The organism is Spongisporangium articulatum, from assembly GCF_044465595.1.
Taxonomy (GTDB): domain Bacteria; phylum Actinomycetota; class Actinomycetes; order Actinomycetales; family Kineosporiaceae; genus Spongisporangium; species Spongisporangium articulatum.
In genome coordinates, this window is the sequence record NZ_JBITLV010000003.1 from 210,903 (window position 1) to 225,662 (window position 14,760).

Consider the following 14,760-nt stretch of genomic DNA (forward strand, 5'->3'; position numbering starts at 1 on the left):
ATGACCGGTCGTCATGCACCCTGCGCCGGCCCGACGTAGCGTCGCCGCATGAGTGAGGAACCCGGCCTCGACAGCCCGTCCGCCCCCGCCACCGCCGGCCCGACCGGCGCCGACGCCAGCAAGCCGGTCGAGGAGTGGGTGACCGGGGACGAACCGGCCACGGGGCCGCAGCTGAGTTACCTGGCGACGTTGGCCCGCGAGGCCGATGAGCAGATCCCGGACGAGCTGACCAAGGCCCAGGCCTCCGAGCTCATCGACCGGCTCCAGCAGGAGACCGGCCGGGGCACGGACGGCTCGACGAGCTAGACCACCAGGTTCAGCAGCAGCACCCCGGCGAGGCCCACCACGGAGATGATGGTCTCCATCACCGACCAGGTCTTCAGGGTCTGCCCCACGGTCATCCCGAAGTACTCCTTGACCAGCCAGAACCCGGCGTCGTTGACGTGCGAGAAGAACAGCGACCCGGAGCCGACGGCCAGCACCATGAGGGCCACCTCCGGCTTGTCCAGGTTCTGCGCCAGCGGCGACACGATGCCGGCGGCCGTGATGGTGGCCACGGTGGCCGACCCGGTGGCCACGCGGATGCCGACCGCCGCCAGCCAGGCCAGCACGAGGGCCGAGAGGTTCGCGCCCGAGGCCCAGTCGGTGATGACCTGGGCCACCCCGGCGTCGACCAGCACCTGCTTGAACCCGCCGCCGGCGCCGACGATCAGGAGGATCCCGGCGATCGCGGGCAACGCCCCGCCGAGCGTGGCCGACACCTCGGCCCGGCTGCGCCCGGTCGCGTAGCCGAGCGTCACCATCGCGACCAGCACCCCGGCCAGCAGGGCCACCACCGGCTCACCGGCCACCTCGAGCGCCTTGCGGACCGAATCGTCTTCCGGCAGTGTCAGTTCCGCGATCGCCCGCAGCAGCATGAGGACGACCGGCAGGAGGATGGCCAGGACTGCGGCGGCCACCCCGGGACGCCGGTCGACACCGTCGGCCCCCTCGGCGCGCTCCTGCTGGTCGCGGCCGGGCACCAGGGCCGCAGGCACCTCGGTGTGCACGTAGCGCGAGACGAGGCCGCCGAACACCGGCCCGGCCAGCACGACGGTCGGCACCGCGACGATCAGGCCGAACAGCAGCGTCAGGCCCAGGTCGGCGTTCAGCGCGTCGATCGCGGCCAGCGGCCCGGGGTGCGGCGGGACCAGCCCGTGCAGCACGGACAGGCCGGCGAGGGCCGGGATGCCGATCGCCAGGACGGGGAGGCCGGTCCGGGTCGCGACGAGCAGCACGACGGGGACGAGCAGCACGACCCCGACCTCGAAGAACAGCGGCAACCCGATCAGGGCGGCCACCCCGGCCATCGCCCACGGCAGCGCATGACCGGCGAACCGGCCCACCACCGCGTCGACGATGCGGTCCGCCCCACCGGACTCGGCGAGCAGCCCGCCGATCATCGCGCCCAGCGCGATGAGCAGCCCCACGCCGCCGACCGTCGTCCCCACCCCGCCCGTGAAGCTGTCGATCGTCTCCTCGGGCGAGAAACCCGCCACCAGACCGAGCACCGCGGCCCCCAGGATGAGGGCCAGGAAGGGGTGGACCTTGGCCCACGTGATGAGCAGGACGACCACCGCGATGCCCAGCAGGGCGGCGGTCAGGAGCTGCGTGTTGCCGGAGGCCGGCGCGTCGGCGGCGAGCACGTTCATGACTCCTCCAGGGGCTCTGCTAGCGAGGGTCCCCCAGGGGCAGGGACGGCGCCAGCCGACGCAACGTGGTGAAGGCGGGGACCAGCGCCTGGTAGAGCTCGGCGAACGTGGGTTGGAGTGCGGCGTAGACGGCCCGGGCTGCGGGGTCGGGCTGGACGACGTCCTGGATCTGCACGAGTTCCGCTGCGGCATCAATGCTTTCGAGCATCCCGAGGGCCTGCAGGCCGAGCAGGGCGGCCCCGAAGCTCGAGCCCTCGTGACCGGCCGGGAACTCGACCGGCATCCCCAGGCTGTCGGCCAGCATCTGCCGCCACAGCGGGCTGCGGGCGAACCCGCCCGTGGCCCGCACGGCCCGGATGTCGATGCCGGCCGCCCGGATGGAACCGAGCACCAGGGCGAGCTGCTGGCACACACCCTCGAGCGCGGCCCGGACCAGGTGGGGGCGCCGGTGCTCGCTGGTCAGCCCGACGTAGGCGCCGCGCGGCAGGGCGCTCCAGTGCGGGGCCCGCTCGGAGAGCAGGTAGGGCAGCATGATCAACCCTCCCGACCCGGGCGGCGCGGTCGCGGCCAGCGCGAGCAGCTCCTCCTCCGGGTGCTCGCCGAGGTCGGGGGCCAGGCACTCGCCGGTCCAGCCGAGCACGTTGCCACCGTTGTTGATCGCGCCGCCGACGGTCCACCGGTCGTCGGTCAGGGCGTAGCAGAAGACCCCGCCGAGGGGGTCGACGCCCGCCCGCTCGACCATCACGCGGATGGCTCCGCTGGTCCCGATCGAACACGCGGCGACGCCCGGCCGGACGGCACCCAGGCCGAGGTTCGCGAGCGGGCCGTCACCGGCGCCGACCACGACCGGGGTGGACGCCGGGAGCCCGGTCGCCTGCGCGGCCTCGGCACCGAGTCCGGGCAGTACGTGCGTCGTGGGGACGAGCTCCGGGAGTTGTTCGGCGTGCACCCCGGCGAGGGCGAGGGCCTCGTCGTCCCAGGCCAGCGTCCCGATGTTCATCAGGCCGCTGCCCGAGGCCAGGGACCGGTCGACGACGAGCGCCTCGCACAGCCGGCTCAGCACGTAGTCCTTGATCTGCACCCAATGGCCCACCCGCTCGGCCAGTTTCGGCTCCTGCTCGTGGAACCAGACGAGCTTGGCCAGCGGCGCCATCGGGTGGACCGGCGTCCCGGTGCGCCGGTGCAGGGCCAGGCCACCGGCGGACGCGCGGATCCGCTCGGCCTGGGCGACCGCCCGCGAGTCGGCCCACGTGATCGAGGGGGTCAGCGGCACGCCGTCGGGGTCGAGCCCGATCAGGCTGTGCATGGCGGAGCTGAACGACAGCCCGGCCACCCGGCCCGCCAGCGGTTCCGCCACCGTGCGCACGCACTCCAGGACGGCGGCCAGGATCTCCTCCGGATCCTGCTCAGCATGCCCCGGATGGGGCTCGTGCAGCGGGTATTCGACGCCGTGCGAACCGTGCGGTGCCCCACCGGTGTCGAAGGCGACCGCCTTGGTGCTGGTGGTGCCGATGTCGACACCGATCACGAGGTCGGCGCCCGAGGCCATACCGGGAACAGTAACGGCGCCGAGGGAAGTTGACCCGTGCAGGCGACAGTAAAGTGGAAAAGTCTTTCCGCTTTGGTCTAGGGTGGTTACAGGTCGACGACGACCGTACATCCCGAGGCCCGCCCCATCGGCGCGGACACCTCTACCGAGGAGCGAAATGTCAGAAACGCCTGCCCCGGCCACGCCGGAGGCACCCGCCGTAGACGAGGGGCTGACCCGCGACGTACTGGCCGTGGCCGGTGTCGTCGTCCTCGGCGCGATCATGTCCATCCTCGACGTCACCGTCGTGAACGTCGCGATCAAGACTCTCTCCCAGGAGTTCTCGTCGCCGCTGTCGACGATCCAGTGGGTCGCGACCGGCTACACCCTGGCCCTGGCCACCGTCATCCCGCTGAGCGCCTGGACCGCCGAACGGTTCGGCACCAAGCGCGTGTACATGACCTCCATCGCGCTGTTCGCGGTCGGTTCGGTGCTCTCGGGCCTCGCCCAGAACGACTGGCAGCTCATCCTCTTCCGGGTGCTGCAGGGCTTCGGCGGCGGGCTGATCATGCCCATCGGCATGATGATCCTGACCCGCAAGGCGGGCCCGCAGCGGCTCGGGCGCGTCATGGCCGTCATCGGCATCCCGATGCTGCTGGGCCCGGTGCTCGGCCCGATCCTCGGCGGCTGGCTCGTCGACGCCGTGAGCTGGCGCTGGATCTTCTTCATCAACGTCCCGATCGCCGCCGCGGCCATCGTCTCGGCAATCCGCGTCCTGCCCGCCGACACCCCGTCGCCGGAGCACCGCCTCGACTGGCTCGGCGTCCTGCTGCTGTCCCCCGGCCTGGCCGCGATCATCTACGGCCTCGCGGAGTCGGCCACCGAGGGTGGCTTCGGCCACGCCAAGGTGCTGGTCCCGATCGTCGCCGGCGTCGTGGTCTTCGGTCTCTTCATCGCCCACGCCCTCACCGCCGAGGAGCCGCTGGTCAACCTGCGGCTCTACAAGAACCGCGTGTTCGCGGCCTCGAACATCACGCTCGCGCTGCTGATCGTGTCGGTGTTCGGCGGCATGCTGCTGGCCCCGCTGTACCTGCAGACCGTCCGCGGGGAGACGGCGCTGTCGACCGGCCTGCTGCTGGCCCCGCAGGGTCTGGGCGCCATGATCGCGATGCCGATCGCCGGCACCCTGGCCGACCGCACCGGCATCGGCCGGATCGTGCCGTTCGGGCTGCTCGCCGTCCTGGCGTCGTTCATCGGTCTGACCCAGCTGGCCGCGGACACGTCGTACTGGGCCTTCGGCGGGCTGCTGTTCGTCATGGGCCTGGGCATGGGCTTCAGCATGATGCCGACGTTCTCGGGGGCCATGCAGACCCTCAAGCACGCCGACATCCCCTCTGCCAGCACGACTCTCAACATCGTGCAGCAGGTCAGCGCGTCCTTCGGCACCGCGGTGCTGTCGGTCATCCTGACCCGTCAGATCGTGTCCCAGTTCGCCACCGTGCCCGGCGCCTCCGGCAGCGCCAACATCGGCGACACGGCCTCGCTGCCCGAGAACGTCCGCAAGGTGATCGACCCGCTGCTGGCCAACGCCTTCGGCAACACCTTCATCTGGGCCGTCGCGTTCGTGGCCATCGCCATCGTGGTGGCCGCGATCCTGCTGCCCAGGTCGAAGCCGGAGCCGCTGGACGCCGAGGCCCAGGCCGAGGTCAACGCGGCGATGATGGGCTGACCTTGACCGACACGCTCGATACGGCCGCCGCGCGGCCGCTGCGGGCCGACGCCGAACGCAATCGGCGCCGGATCCTCGCGGCGGCCGCCGTGGTGTACGCGCGCTCGGGGCTCGAGGCGGGCTTCGACGAGATCGCCCGCGAGGCCGGCGTGGGGGTGGGCACCGTCTACCGGCGGTTCCCCCACCGCGACGACCTGCTGCTGGCTCTCTTCGAGGCTCACCTCGACGCCATGGTCACGCTGGTCGAGGAGTGCGAGGCCACCCGCGACGCCGGGGCCGGGCTCCGGCGGTTGATCGAGACCCTGATCGAGAACCACGTGCGCGACCGAGGTCTCAAGGAGCTCATGTTCAGCCAGGCCGACTGCGCGGCCCGGATGGGTGAGCACCAGGCGACGATCGTGCCCGTGCTGAACCGGGTCATCGAGCGGGCCAAGCAGGAGGGGTCGCTGCGGCCCGACGTCCAACTGGCCGACGTGATGCTGGCCGTCTTCATGGTCACCAGCGCGGGCTCGATCACCGCCGACCTGGCGCCCGAGCAGTGGCGCCGGCAGTTCGCCGTCCTGTGGGCGGGCCTGAGCGGGCGGGCCGACGACGCCCCGCTGCCCTCGACGCCGCTGTCGGTCGAGCAACTGACGGTCGCCTTCAACCAGGGGTAGGCAGCTACCACCAACCCTGACGACGGGCCCAGACGAGCAGCACGGCCGACATCGTCAGCATCACGGCGAGCAGCACGATCAGCTCGCCCCAGTGTGTGCTGTCGTTGACGATCACGTTCATGCCCATGATCGAGGACAGCGCCGTCACCGGCAGCGTGACCGCCGCGATGACCGCGAGCCGCTCGGCGGCCACGGTCATCTTCGTGTTGATCCGGGTCTGGTAGAACTCGATCACGCCCTGCAGGTACTCGGTCTGGATGTCGGCCGAGGCCATCACCCGCTCGAACTGGTCGAGCGAGTCCTTGACCGTGAACCGGGCCTCGTCGCCGAGCACCCGCAGGCGACTCATCCGCGCGTAGACGGTGTGGTTCAGGGCCGCCATCGTCCGGATCGCCTGCAACCCGAGCCGGACGCTGAACATCTCCTCCAGGAACGCCTCCGGGTCGCCGAGCGCCCCCGACGTCACCTGGCGCTCGAGTTCCCACGTCTCGTAGCGCAACTGGGCCAGCTGGGCGTTCATCTGCCGGTTCAGGCCGGTCACGACGGCGTGCACCAGCTGGTCGATCGACGACGGGAGCCAGCGGCCGTCCGAGAGCCGCCGCGCCACGGCGTCCACCTCGATCTGGGCGACCCCGGGGTCGACCTTCGGGTTCAGCGGCCCGTGCACGGTGACCAGGTACCCGGGTCCGATGAACAGGTCCAGCTCGATCGAGTGCACGTGGCCCTGCGCCCCCGGGTAGGGCACGTGCAGCACCATGAACACGTGCCGGCCGTCGTAGATGTGGAACTTGGGCGTCGGGTTGCGCCGCAGGCAGTCGCGCACGGCCCGCGGGTCGAACTCGAACACCTCGCGCAGCACGCGCTCGCCCTCCGGGTCGTCGCACGGCACATCGACCCACAGCAGCCCGGCGGCCCGACCCGGATCCCCCTCGACATCCCCCGCAGCGGCGAGCCACCCGGCCAGGTCGGACTCCGGCGCCGACCGGGCGGATTCGCCGTCGATCACGCGGATCTCCACGGGCTCGAGGATGCCACGGGCCGGTGAATCCGGCGGGCCCGGTTCGAGTACACTCGACCATGCGAGCGGCCGTCCGCTCGCTGCACAGGGTCCCCGGTTTGCCAGTGGTGGGGTGGCAGGCCACGTACACCGGTGGTGCCCTGAAATGACTCTCCTCGTTCCCCATGCGCCGACTGCGTCGACCGCGCAGACGCGCACCGGCTACCGCGACCTCCCCCGGTTGGCGGGATCGGCGTACCTGCCGATCGCCCTGCTCGCCCGGCTCCCGTCCGCCATGACCCCGATCGCCGTGCTCGCCTTCGTGGCGGCCGGGACCGGCTCCTTCGCGACGGCCGGGCTGGCCGTCACCGGGTGCGCGCTCGGCACCGCGCTCGGCGCGCCGCTGAGCGGCCTGCTCGTCGACCGGTTCGGCCAGCGTCCGGTGCTCACCCTGGCCACGCTTCTCAACGCCGGCGCTCTGCTCACCCTGCCCGTGACCGGCGGGGCCGCGGCCCTGATCGGGCTCGGGGTCCTGGCCGGGGTGACCGCGCCGCAGATCGGGGCCATGTCCCGGACCCGGTGGATCGCGCTGACCGCCCTGCGGCCCGGGCGCGCCCCGCGGGACGAGCTGACCCGCGTGTTCATGTCCTGGGAGGGCCTCACCGACGAGGTCTCGTACATCGCCGGCCCCGCCTTGGCGGGGCTGCTCACGGCGTTCGCCGGGCCCGCCGCGGCGCTGACCGTGGCCGGTTCGTTGGCCGCCGGGTCCGGCCTGGCCTTCGCGCTGCACCCGACGCACGCGCTCGCCCTGCCGCGTCCGGAACCGGTCGCCGGGTCCCGGGCCGACCGTCACGGCGTCTCCGCGCTGGTCCGGCGCCTGCTCGTGCCGCTGCTGTCGATGAGCGCGGTGGGCGTGCTGTTCGGCGCCTCGCAGACCGCCCTGACCGCGTTCGCCGAGGCCGTCGACCGGCCGTCGGCGGGCGGGCTGCTCTACTCCGGCATGGCGGTCTGCTCGGCCTTCAGCGCGGTGCTCATGGCGCGCGTCCCGGCCCGGTTCGACCACCGGGTGCGCACGCTGGTGTCCGGCACCGGCCTGCTGATGGGCGTTCTCGCGATGGGCGCCGCGGCGCGGGCGGGTTCGCTGCCGCTGGTCGCGGCCGCCGTGCTGTTCACGGGCGTGTTCGTCAGCCCGGCGATGATCACGCTGAACTCGTGGGTCGGGGAACTGGCCCCGGCCGGCCGGGTGGCCACCGCGATGGCGCTGCTGGCCTCCGCGGGCGTCACCGGGATCGCGGTCGGCGCGTCGGCGGCCGGGGTCCTGGCCGACCGGTGGGGGGCGCTGGGTGCGTTCTCCGCGGCCGGGGTCGCGCTCGCCGTGCAGGTGCTGTCGCTCAGCCGACGTGGTGGAACGACGGATGGGGATGCATCAGGAAGTCGTGGTGACTGATGTTCCAGCCGTAGGCGCCCGCCATCTCGAAGACGACGACGTCCCCCGGACCGACCGTCGCCCCCTCCGGGAGGTGCGCGAGCACGTCCCGGGGCGTGCAGAGCGCCCCCGAGACGGTCAGAGGGGCCACGTGCGAACGGTTCTCGCCGAGCGGGACGACCCTCAGCGGCTGGCTGTGGCCGCGCGCCGCCGGGGTGCGCAGGTGGTGCGTCCCGCCGTCCACGACCGCGAACCACTCGCCGTGCGAGGCCCGGACGTCGACCACGCGGGCCAGGTAGTGGCCGCAGTAGGCCGACACCGCCCGGCCCGGTTCGAGGCGTAACCGGACGCCGGGGTAGGCGGCTGAGAGCGCCTGCAGTCCGGCGCCTTCCGCGGCCCAGTCGAACCGGGCGCCCGGCTCGCGCCGGTCGGCCCGGTAGTCGACGGCCATCCCGCCGCCGAGGTTGACGACCTCCAGCGGCAGGCCGTGGCGTGCCGACCAGGCCGTGGCCCACTCGAGGACGCCGGCGGCCAGCTCGAGGTGCTGGGCGGCGGTCAGGCCGCTGGCCAGGTGGGTGTGCAGGCCGCGGAACCGGACGCCGGGCAGCTGCGGCAGCAGGGCGGCGCAGGCGTCGAGGGCGGCGGGGTCGAGGCCGAACGGGGACGGGCGGCCGCCCATGACGAGGGCGGCCCCCTCCGCCACCGCGAGCGCCGGGTTGGCGCGCAGCAGGACGTCGACCACGCGGTCCTCGGCGACGGCGGCGAGCGTCGTCAGTTCCCGGACGCTCTCCACGTGGACCAGCTCGACCCCGGCCGCCAGCGCGGCGGCCAGGACGGGCTCCGGCTTCACCGGGCCGGCGAGCGCGAGCGGTACCCGGGGCAGGTGCGCGCGCACGTGGCGCAGCTCCCCCAGGGATGCGACCTCGACGCCGTCGACGTACGGGGTCAGGACCTGCAGCACCCGGGGGTCGGGATTGGCCTTGGCGGCGTAGTACCACTCGACGTCCGGACCCAGGGCCGCCCGGATGGCTGCGCCCTGCTCCCCCAACGCCTGGAGGTCGGTCACGAAGGCGGGCAGGTCACCGACGGCCGCGAGCTGCGCCGCGAGCTCGTCGATCCGGTTCACCGGCCGGTTCCCAACGGGAGAAGAACCGGGACGTACCCGGATTCGCCGTCGGGCAGGTCGTGCCAGCGGGTCAGCAGGTTCGTCTTCGCGGGCACGGGGGCCCCGGCCAGGACGGCGGTCAGCGGCTCGCCCGGCAGGTCACCGGTCGTGGCGAGGCAGCGGGTCAGCTCGTCGGTGACCGCCCCCCACAGGGCACGTTCGACGGTCGCCCCCGCCCCGGCCCGGTCGCTGAGGGCGCCCAGCACGGTGGCCACGTGGTTCACGAGCAGGCAGTACGACGCGCGGTGCCAGGCCTGCCGTGGCGTGTAGCGCAGGTGGGCCGCGGTGGCCGGGGCCAGCGCCGCGAGGAACGACTCATGCTGCGGCCCGGTCAGTTTCGCCCCCTCCAGGTCGCGCAACCACAGCTGGACCGGGCGGTCGTGCCCGTCGAGACCGACGACGACGTTCTGCAGGTGGGCCTCCAGAACGACCCCGTGCCGGGCCAGGGCCCGCCAGACGGGCGGCAGCAGCAGCCGCAGGTAACGCCGCCACCAGTCCAGCAGTTGCCCCGGTTGCCGGGTGACCCGGGTGAGCACCTGGTCCAACCGGTCGAGCGGGCGGCGTTCGACCAGCGCGGCGGCCAGGACGGCGCGGACGCCGTCGTCGGGCAGCACGGGTTCACGGATCAGCACGCCCAGGCCGTCGGCGAGCGGGCCGTCGATGAGCAGCGTCCGCCCCTCCGGTTCGCGCATCACGGTGACCCCCGGACTGGTCGCGGCCAGGTCGGCCACCAGCGGGACGAGCCGGCCGGTGAGGGCCACCGCCGCATCGAGTTCGGGGCGTGGGTTGACCCGGACGCAGTTCGTGATCCGCACCGACAGGCCGACCTTGAGGAACCCGGCGGCGGCGCCGACGTCGGCCCGGACGAGGGTGCGGACGGAGGCGGTCGGCGTCCAGGGCAGACGGCCGGGCCCGAGGTCGAGCAGGACGCCGTCCGCCAGGGCCCGCTCGAAGGCCGCCGCGGTCGCCGGCCGGCGGCGCAGCAGCCGGACCTGCCAGGGGTGGGCGGGCAGGGCGAGGTACCCGTCCGGCACGCGCACGTCGTCCGCCACCAGCGCATCGAGCCGGGCCGCCCCCGGCCCGGTGGTGCGCGCCCAGGCCGCATCCGCGCGGACCGCGAGGTGGTGCAGCCCGAACCGGGCTCCGGTCTCCGGGGCGAACTCGAGGGCCTCGGCGACCGACGCCGTCCGCGCCTTCGGGGCGGGATGGTGGCGGTGCCCCGCCACGAGGGACTGTTCGCTCGCCAGGTACAGGTCGAGCGGCTCCGCGGCGGGCGGGTGCTCACCGAAGGCGGTCATCAGGGCGTGGCTGGCCCGGACCTGTTCGGCCAGGCCCGACCCGCCGGACCCGCCCGACCCGCCCGACCCGCCCGGCCCGCCCGAGCGGTCCGCCGGTTCCCGGTCGGCGAGTTCGGCGTCGACGAGGGCGGCCAGCTGCGACCAGGTGACGGGCGTCGGCGCCGGTCCCGACGCCAGCGTGGGGGCGCCGAAGGGGCGCGCCGTGGCCGGGTCGAGGCCACGGGCGGCGACCTGGAGCAGACCGGCGCCGGTCCACAGACGGAGCGTCCCCCGTTCCAGGGTGGCCCGGCCGGCCGGGACGGCGAGTTCGCGAGTCAGGCAGGACAGCAGGGCGGACGTGGTGGCGGCGTCGGGGTCGAAGGCCTCGGATACGTCCGGGGCGGAGCCGGTCTCGACGCTCAGGTAGGTGGGCCCGTCGGCGGCGTAGTACTTGTTCACGTCCCCGGGCCCGGTCACCGACTTGGGCAGCAGCGTCGCGGCGGACATCCCGCACTTCACGGGGAGCCGTCGCGCGCCGAGCAGGGCGTCGACCTGTGCGAGCCGGGCCGCGGGCACCCCCTCGGCGGCGAGCCGGTCGCGGGCCCGGACCAGGGCCGAGGGCAGCAGCCCGAGCGCGGCCCGGGGCGACCACCCGAGCGCCCGGGCCACGCCGGTCAGCACGGACGCGGCCGCCTGGTGCAGGGTCGTGGTGACGAACAGGTCGCGCAGCTCCCCCGGGTCGATGGCGGCCAGGCGCGGGTCGGCCACGTCGTCCCGGCCCGGCGCGAGCGGCCCCAGCCGGTCGGCCAGCACGTCGAGGTCGAGCCGTCCGCTGTCGAGATCCCGCACCAGCAGGCGGGAACCGGCGCCGGGGCTGCCGACCAGGGCCACGTTCTGGCCGTGCGACTCCAGCACCACGCCGTCGCGCAGCCACAGCCGCAGCTGCGGTACGAGCAGGGTGTCGAGGTACCCGGACAGCCAGCTGCGCAGGTCGAGACCGTCGGCGTCGGCCAGCTCGGCGGCCACCGGACGCCCGCTGAGCCCCCGGGCGGCCAGGGCGGCCACGGGTACGGTCCGGCCGCCGGACGGCTGCCGCCGTACGAGGGCGGCCAGCATCGGGTGCCCGGCCCACACCCAGGTCGACTCGTCGGCGACGCACAGCCCGTCGCTCAGCCCGTCGTCCAGACCGTCGTCCGAGCCGTCGCTCAGCCCGGTCAGCGACTCCAGCAGGCGCTGCACGAGTGCACCGTCGGCCAGGCCGGCCCGGCCCAGGCGGCGCAGGTTCAACCGGCCGAGGGAGCTGAGCGCCAGCGGCAGCTTCAGCTGTGTCCCCGGATGCCCGGCCAGGGCCAGCGTCCGCGCGGAGAGCATCGGGACCCCGCGCGGCGGCTCCGCCGGCTCGAGCTCGTTCAAGCGAAACCCGGCTTCCGCGCAGGCCCTTTCGAGCAGGGCGCGGGAACTGTGCGGGTGCACCGGGACGGCTACACCCCCGGGCCGCTCGGGCCACCAGTCGGGCAGCTTGCCGTGCTGCTCGACCCGGTCGGCCGGGACCGCCAGCCAGCGCGGCACGACTTCGGGCCGGTGCTCGGGGGCGAACCTCCGCAGCGCCGCGGGCGTGACCGGGCGGCCGTCGGCGCCGACCCGGGCCAGCGAGAAGGGGTGCAGCGGGTGGTCCGCGAAGGCGGCCAGGGTCTCGAAGCGGGTGTCGTCCGGCCGGTTCCGGAGGGCGCGTAGCACGCGGGGGCGGGCCCGGGCCCGGGCCTGGGTGGCGGTCAGGGCGGCGCCGGCCTCGGCCTGCAGGGCGCGCAGTCCCTCGTCCGGCAGGCGTCCGGCCAGCCCGCGCCGGACCCCGGCGACCACGCCGGGCAGGCCCGTGAACCGGTGCACCCGCACGCCGCGGGTCACCTCCACCCAGGGGGCCCGCACGACGAGATCGGCGAGCAGGTCGCCGCGTTCGGGCGATCCGGGGCGGACCGGCACCCGCAACGGGCCGTGCAGCAGCAACCCGCCGACGACCCGGCCGCGGGTGCGCACGCCCGCGACGTCCTCCCGCAGCAGGGTGTCGAGGAACCGCAGCGCCAGACCGTCGGAGACCGTGTTGATCGAGTCGACCGAGTTCACCGCACCACCCATTCGTGGAGGGCCACGAAGTCGGCCAGGGCCCGCGTGGCGGTCACGTCGTCGGGGGCCACGACCTGCACGGACCCGAGGTAGTCGCGGTTGGTGCCGGTGACGCGCACGACGTCGCCGTCGTGCCGGATCGGGTGGTAGGTGACCATCGCTCCTCCGGCGGCCGGGTGCTCACCGGCGCGGGCCGTCGTCCTCAGCCGGCCGTCGCCCGGCGCCAGCACCCAGTGCACCAGCCCGGCGCGACCTCCGGCCACCGGTTGGCCGGGCACCGGCGCGCCGAGGTGGACGGCGACCACCTGGTCGAAGACGTCCTCGCCGACGATCTCGGCCATGGTGAAGTCGCAGTGGTCGCCGATCAACCGGTCGTTCACCTCCACCAGCCGCACCCCGGCGGGGGTGACGACGTACTCGGTGTGGCAGGCCCCGAAACCCGCACCGAGACACCGCAACCGGGCCAGCACGGCGGCCACCTCGGCCGGTCCGGGCGGCGCCCAGGTGAGCCGTTGCTCGATGAACGCCGGCGGCGGCGAGACCGTGGTGCGGTACCCGCCCCACGGGCGGACCGTCGCGGCGTCACCCAGCGTCTCCAGCGTGTGCAGCGGGCCCTCCAGCAGCGCCTCGACCAGGAGGTCGCCGTCGCGGTGCGCGCGCACGGCCCGCACCCGTCGGGCCAGGTCGGCGGCGTCGCGGACCAGCACGACGTCCTCGCTGGCCACCCCGGCGGCGGGCTTCAGCACGGCCGGGAACGGCACTCCCGCCGGGAGTTGCGACCCGTGGAGGCGGTGCACGACGGTGTCGTCCAGCCCGGAGGCGGCGAGCGTGGCCCGCATCAGCCCCTTGTCCCGGGCCCGCGCCGCCGAGCGCCAGTCCTTGCCCGGCAGGCCGAGGTAGTCGGCGGCCAGGGCCGTCTGGGTCTGCAGGTGGTCGCTGTTGCTCAGCACCGCGTCGCAGCGGGGCGGAAGGGCCGCGAGAACACGGTCAAGCCGGGTCACCTCGCAGCCGACGATCTGCACGGCCGGCCCCGCGATCCGCCGTTCGTGCTCGTCGGGGTGGTCGGTGAGCAGGACGACGCCGAGGTCGGTCCTCCGGAGCGCGGGAAGGAGCCCTGCGATGAACGAGTCGGTCGGGTTGCGGGCCAGCACGACGATCGGCACGTGCGCAGTCTCTCCCATGGATGTGATTAGCTTTGCCTAACCTCAGCCATATGACCGTGAGGGGAGGTCGGGTGTCGACCGTCACCGTGGGGATCAGCCTGGTCGGCCCGCGCGCCGCCGGGTACGCCCGGCGCGGCTACCAGCGCCCGGCGGTCGGGCTCGCCCACCGGGTCCGCGCGCTGCGCCCCGACCGGCCCTTCCTCTACGCGATGGACCTGCTCGACCCGGCGACGTTGCCCGACGGGTGGCACCGTCCCGCGACGGTGCTCGACGCGATGCTCGCCCCGGCCGCCCCGCACCTGCGGATCTCACCCGCCGTCTCCGCGGCCCGGGTGACGACGTCGCTGGCCTATGCGGCGCTCGGCCGCCCCGCCGTCGGGCTGGCGCTGATGCGCCGGGTACCCGACGTCTCGGCCGGCTCCCTCCTGCTGCGTCTGGACGACGACGGCCTCGTCGAGCAGGCGGCCGTCGGCTCGCCGGTGGTCGCCATGCGCGCGCACGACCCGCTGTCCGGGCACGCGGACGCCGTGGTGGTACCGGACGACGCCGCGCTCGTCGGCTGGTTGGCCGACCGGGCGCTGGAGGTGCTGACCCCGCTGATCGACGACCTGCACCGCCGCACCCGGTTCGGTGTGGTCCCGATGTGGAACCTGGCCGCCGACACCGCGCTCGGCCCGTCGACCGTCGCCCCGCTGCTGGCCGGCGGTTCCCAGGCGGCCGGTCGCGAGATCGGCGAGGCCCTCGTCGACGCGCTCGTGTCACGGGGCGCCCCGATCCGGCGGCGGGGCGTCGCGCAGGAGGTCGAGACCGCCTCCCGCGGAACGGCTCTCGCCCCCGTCCGGGGTTCGTGCTGCCTGCACTACCGGGACTGCTCGGGGCACCCGTCGTCCGGGTCGGTGTGCGCGAGCTGTCCGTTGCTGGACGGCCGGCTACGCGCCGAGCGGTTCGAGGACGGCCTGCCCCTCCCCCGCTGATACTCCCGTACGCCACCGGTAAGGGAGCCGCAC

At 74.2% G+C, this 14,760-nt stretch carries 11 protein-coding genes; 5 read left to right on the forward strand and 6 right to left on the reverse strand.

Annotation, left to right across the window (positions count from 1 at the left end; translation table 11 throughout):
* Positions 1-48: 48 nt before the first annotated feature.
* Positions 49-306 carry a DUF3072 domain-containing protein gene (locus ACIB24_RS10655; protein WP_398279368.1) on the forward strand — a complete coding sequence of 86 codons (258 nt, stop codon included), beginning with the start codon at positions 49-51 and terminating at the stop codon, positions 304-306.
* On the opposite strand, the gene ACIB24_RS10660 is transcribed toward ACIB24_RS10655, so the two are convergent.
* The gene (locus ACIB24_RS10660) at positions 303-1,691 is read right to left on the reverse strand and encodes a GntP family permease (protein ID WP_398279371.1); all 1,389 of its coding nucleotides are present in this window, start codon (positions 1,689-1,691) and stop codon (positions 303-305) included. The genes ACIB24_RS10655 and ACIB24_RS10660 overlap by 4 nt on opposite strands.
* Positions 1,692-1,710: 19 nt before the next feature.
* A complete protein-coding gene (locus ACIB24_RS10665; RefSeq protein ID WP_398279374.1) occupies positions 1,711-3,240 on the reverse strand; it encodes a gluconokinase in 1,530 nt (509 codons plus the stop codon).
* Positions 3,241-3,397: 157 nt separating this feature from the next.
* On the opposite strand from ACIB24_RS10665, the gene ACIB24_RS10670 reads away from it, so the two are divergent.
* Together ACIB24_RS10670 and ACIB24_RS10675 are read left to right on the forward strand one after the other, a co-directional pair.
* On the forward strand, positions 3,398-4,948 hold the full coding sequence (locus ACIB24_RS10670) for a DHA2 family efflux MFS transporter permease subunit (RefSeq protein ID WP_398279377.1): 1,551 nt from the start codon (positions 3,398-3,400) through the stop codon (positions 4,946-4,948).
* 2 nt (positions 4,949-4,950) lie between these two features.
* On the forward strand, positions 4,951-5,604 hold the full coding sequence (locus ACIB24_RS10675) for a TetR/AcrR family transcriptional regulator (RefSeq protein ID WP_398279380.1): 654 nt from the start codon (positions 4,951-4,953) through the stop codon (positions 5,602-5,604).
* 4 nt (positions 5,605-5,608) lie between these two features.
* Here ACIB24_RS10675 and ACIB24_RS10680 read toward each other — a convergent pair whose 3' ends face one another.
* A complete protein-coding gene (locus ACIB24_RS10680; RefSeq protein WP_398279383.1) occupies positions 5,609-6,622 on the reverse strand; it encodes a magnesium transporter CorA family protein in 1,014 nt (337 codons plus the stop codon).
* A 145-nt stretch (positions 6,623-6,767) separates the two neighbouring features.
* Between ACIB24_RS10680 and ACIB24_RS10685 the strand changes: the two genes are divergently transcribed.
* The gene (locus ACIB24_RS10685; protein WP_398279386.1) at positions 6,768-8,048 is read left to right on the forward strand and encodes an MFS transporter; all 1,281 of its coding nucleotides are present in this window, start codon (positions 6,768-6,770) and stop codon (positions 8,046-8,048) included.
* Here ACIB24_RS10685 and ACIB24_RS10690 read toward each other — a convergent pair.
* From ACIB24_RS10690 to ACIB24_RS10700, 3 genes are read right to left on the reverse strand one after another with little or no spacing between them, the layout of a single operon-like run.
* Entirely contained in the window at positions 7,993-9,153 is a 1,161-nt protein-coding gene (locus ACIB24_RS10690) for an alanine racemase (protein ID WP_398279389.1), read from the reverse strand. The two genes, ACIB24_RS10685 and ACIB24_RS10690, sit on opposite strands and share 56 nt — an antisense overlap.
* Positions 9,150-12,590: an IucA/IucC family protein gene (locus tag ACIB24_RS10695; protein ID WP_398279392.1), complete on the reverse strand. Its 3,441-nt coding sequence runs from the start codon at positions 12,588-12,590 to the stop codon at positions 9,150-9,152. Before ACIB24_RS10695 ends, ACIB24_RS10690 begins: the two co-directional genes overlap by 4 nt.
* The gene (locus ACIB24_RS10700) at positions 12,587-13,771 is read right to left on the reverse strand and encodes an acetyl-CoA carboxylase biotin carboxylase subunit family protein (RefSeq protein ID WP_398279395.1); all 1,185 of its coding nucleotides are present in this window, start codon (positions 13,769-13,771) and stop codon (positions 12,587-12,589) included. Before ACIB24_RS10700 ends, ACIB24_RS10695 begins: the two co-directional genes overlap by 4 nt.
* Positions 13,772-13,824: 53 nt before the next feature.
* Here ACIB24_RS10700 and ACIB24_RS10705 point away from each other — a divergent pair, with 53 nt between their 5' ends.
* On the forward strand, positions 13,825-14,727 hold the full coding sequence (locus ACIB24_RS10705; protein ID WP_398279397.1) for a (2Fe-2S)-binding protein: 903 nt from the start codon (positions 13,825-13,827) through the stop codon (positions 14,725-14,727).
* The last annotated feature ends 33 nt before the right edge of the window (positions 14,728-14,760 follow it).

Excerpts from the sequence above, each read along its gene's own strand:
- ACIB24_RS10655 (WP_398279368.1), top strand. The coding sequence starts at position 49 with ATGAGTGAGGAACCCGGCCTCGACAGCCCGTCCGCCCCCGCCACCGCC.
- ACIB24_RS10660 (WP_398279371.1), bottom strand. The coding sequence starts at position 1,691 with ATGAACGTGCTCGCCGCCGACGCGCCGGCCTCCGGCAACACGCAGCTC.
- ACIB24_RS10665 (WP_398279374.1), bottom strand. The coding sequence starts at position 3,240 with ATGGCCTCGGGCGCCGACCTCGTGATCGGTGTCGACATCGGCACCACC.
- ACIB24_RS10700 (WP_398279395.1), bottom strand. The coding sequence starts at position 13,771 with ATGGGAGAGACTGCGCACGTGCCGATCGTCGTGCTGGCCCGCAACCCG.
- ACIB24_RS10670 (WP_398279377.1), top strand. The coding sequence starts at position 3,398 with ATGTCAGAAACGCCTGCCCCGGCCACGCCGGAGGCACCCGCCGTAGAC.
- ACIB24_RS10685 (WP_398279386.1), top strand. The coding sequence starts at position 6,768 with ATGACTCTCCTCGTTCCCCATGCGCCGACTGCGTCGACCGCGCAGACG.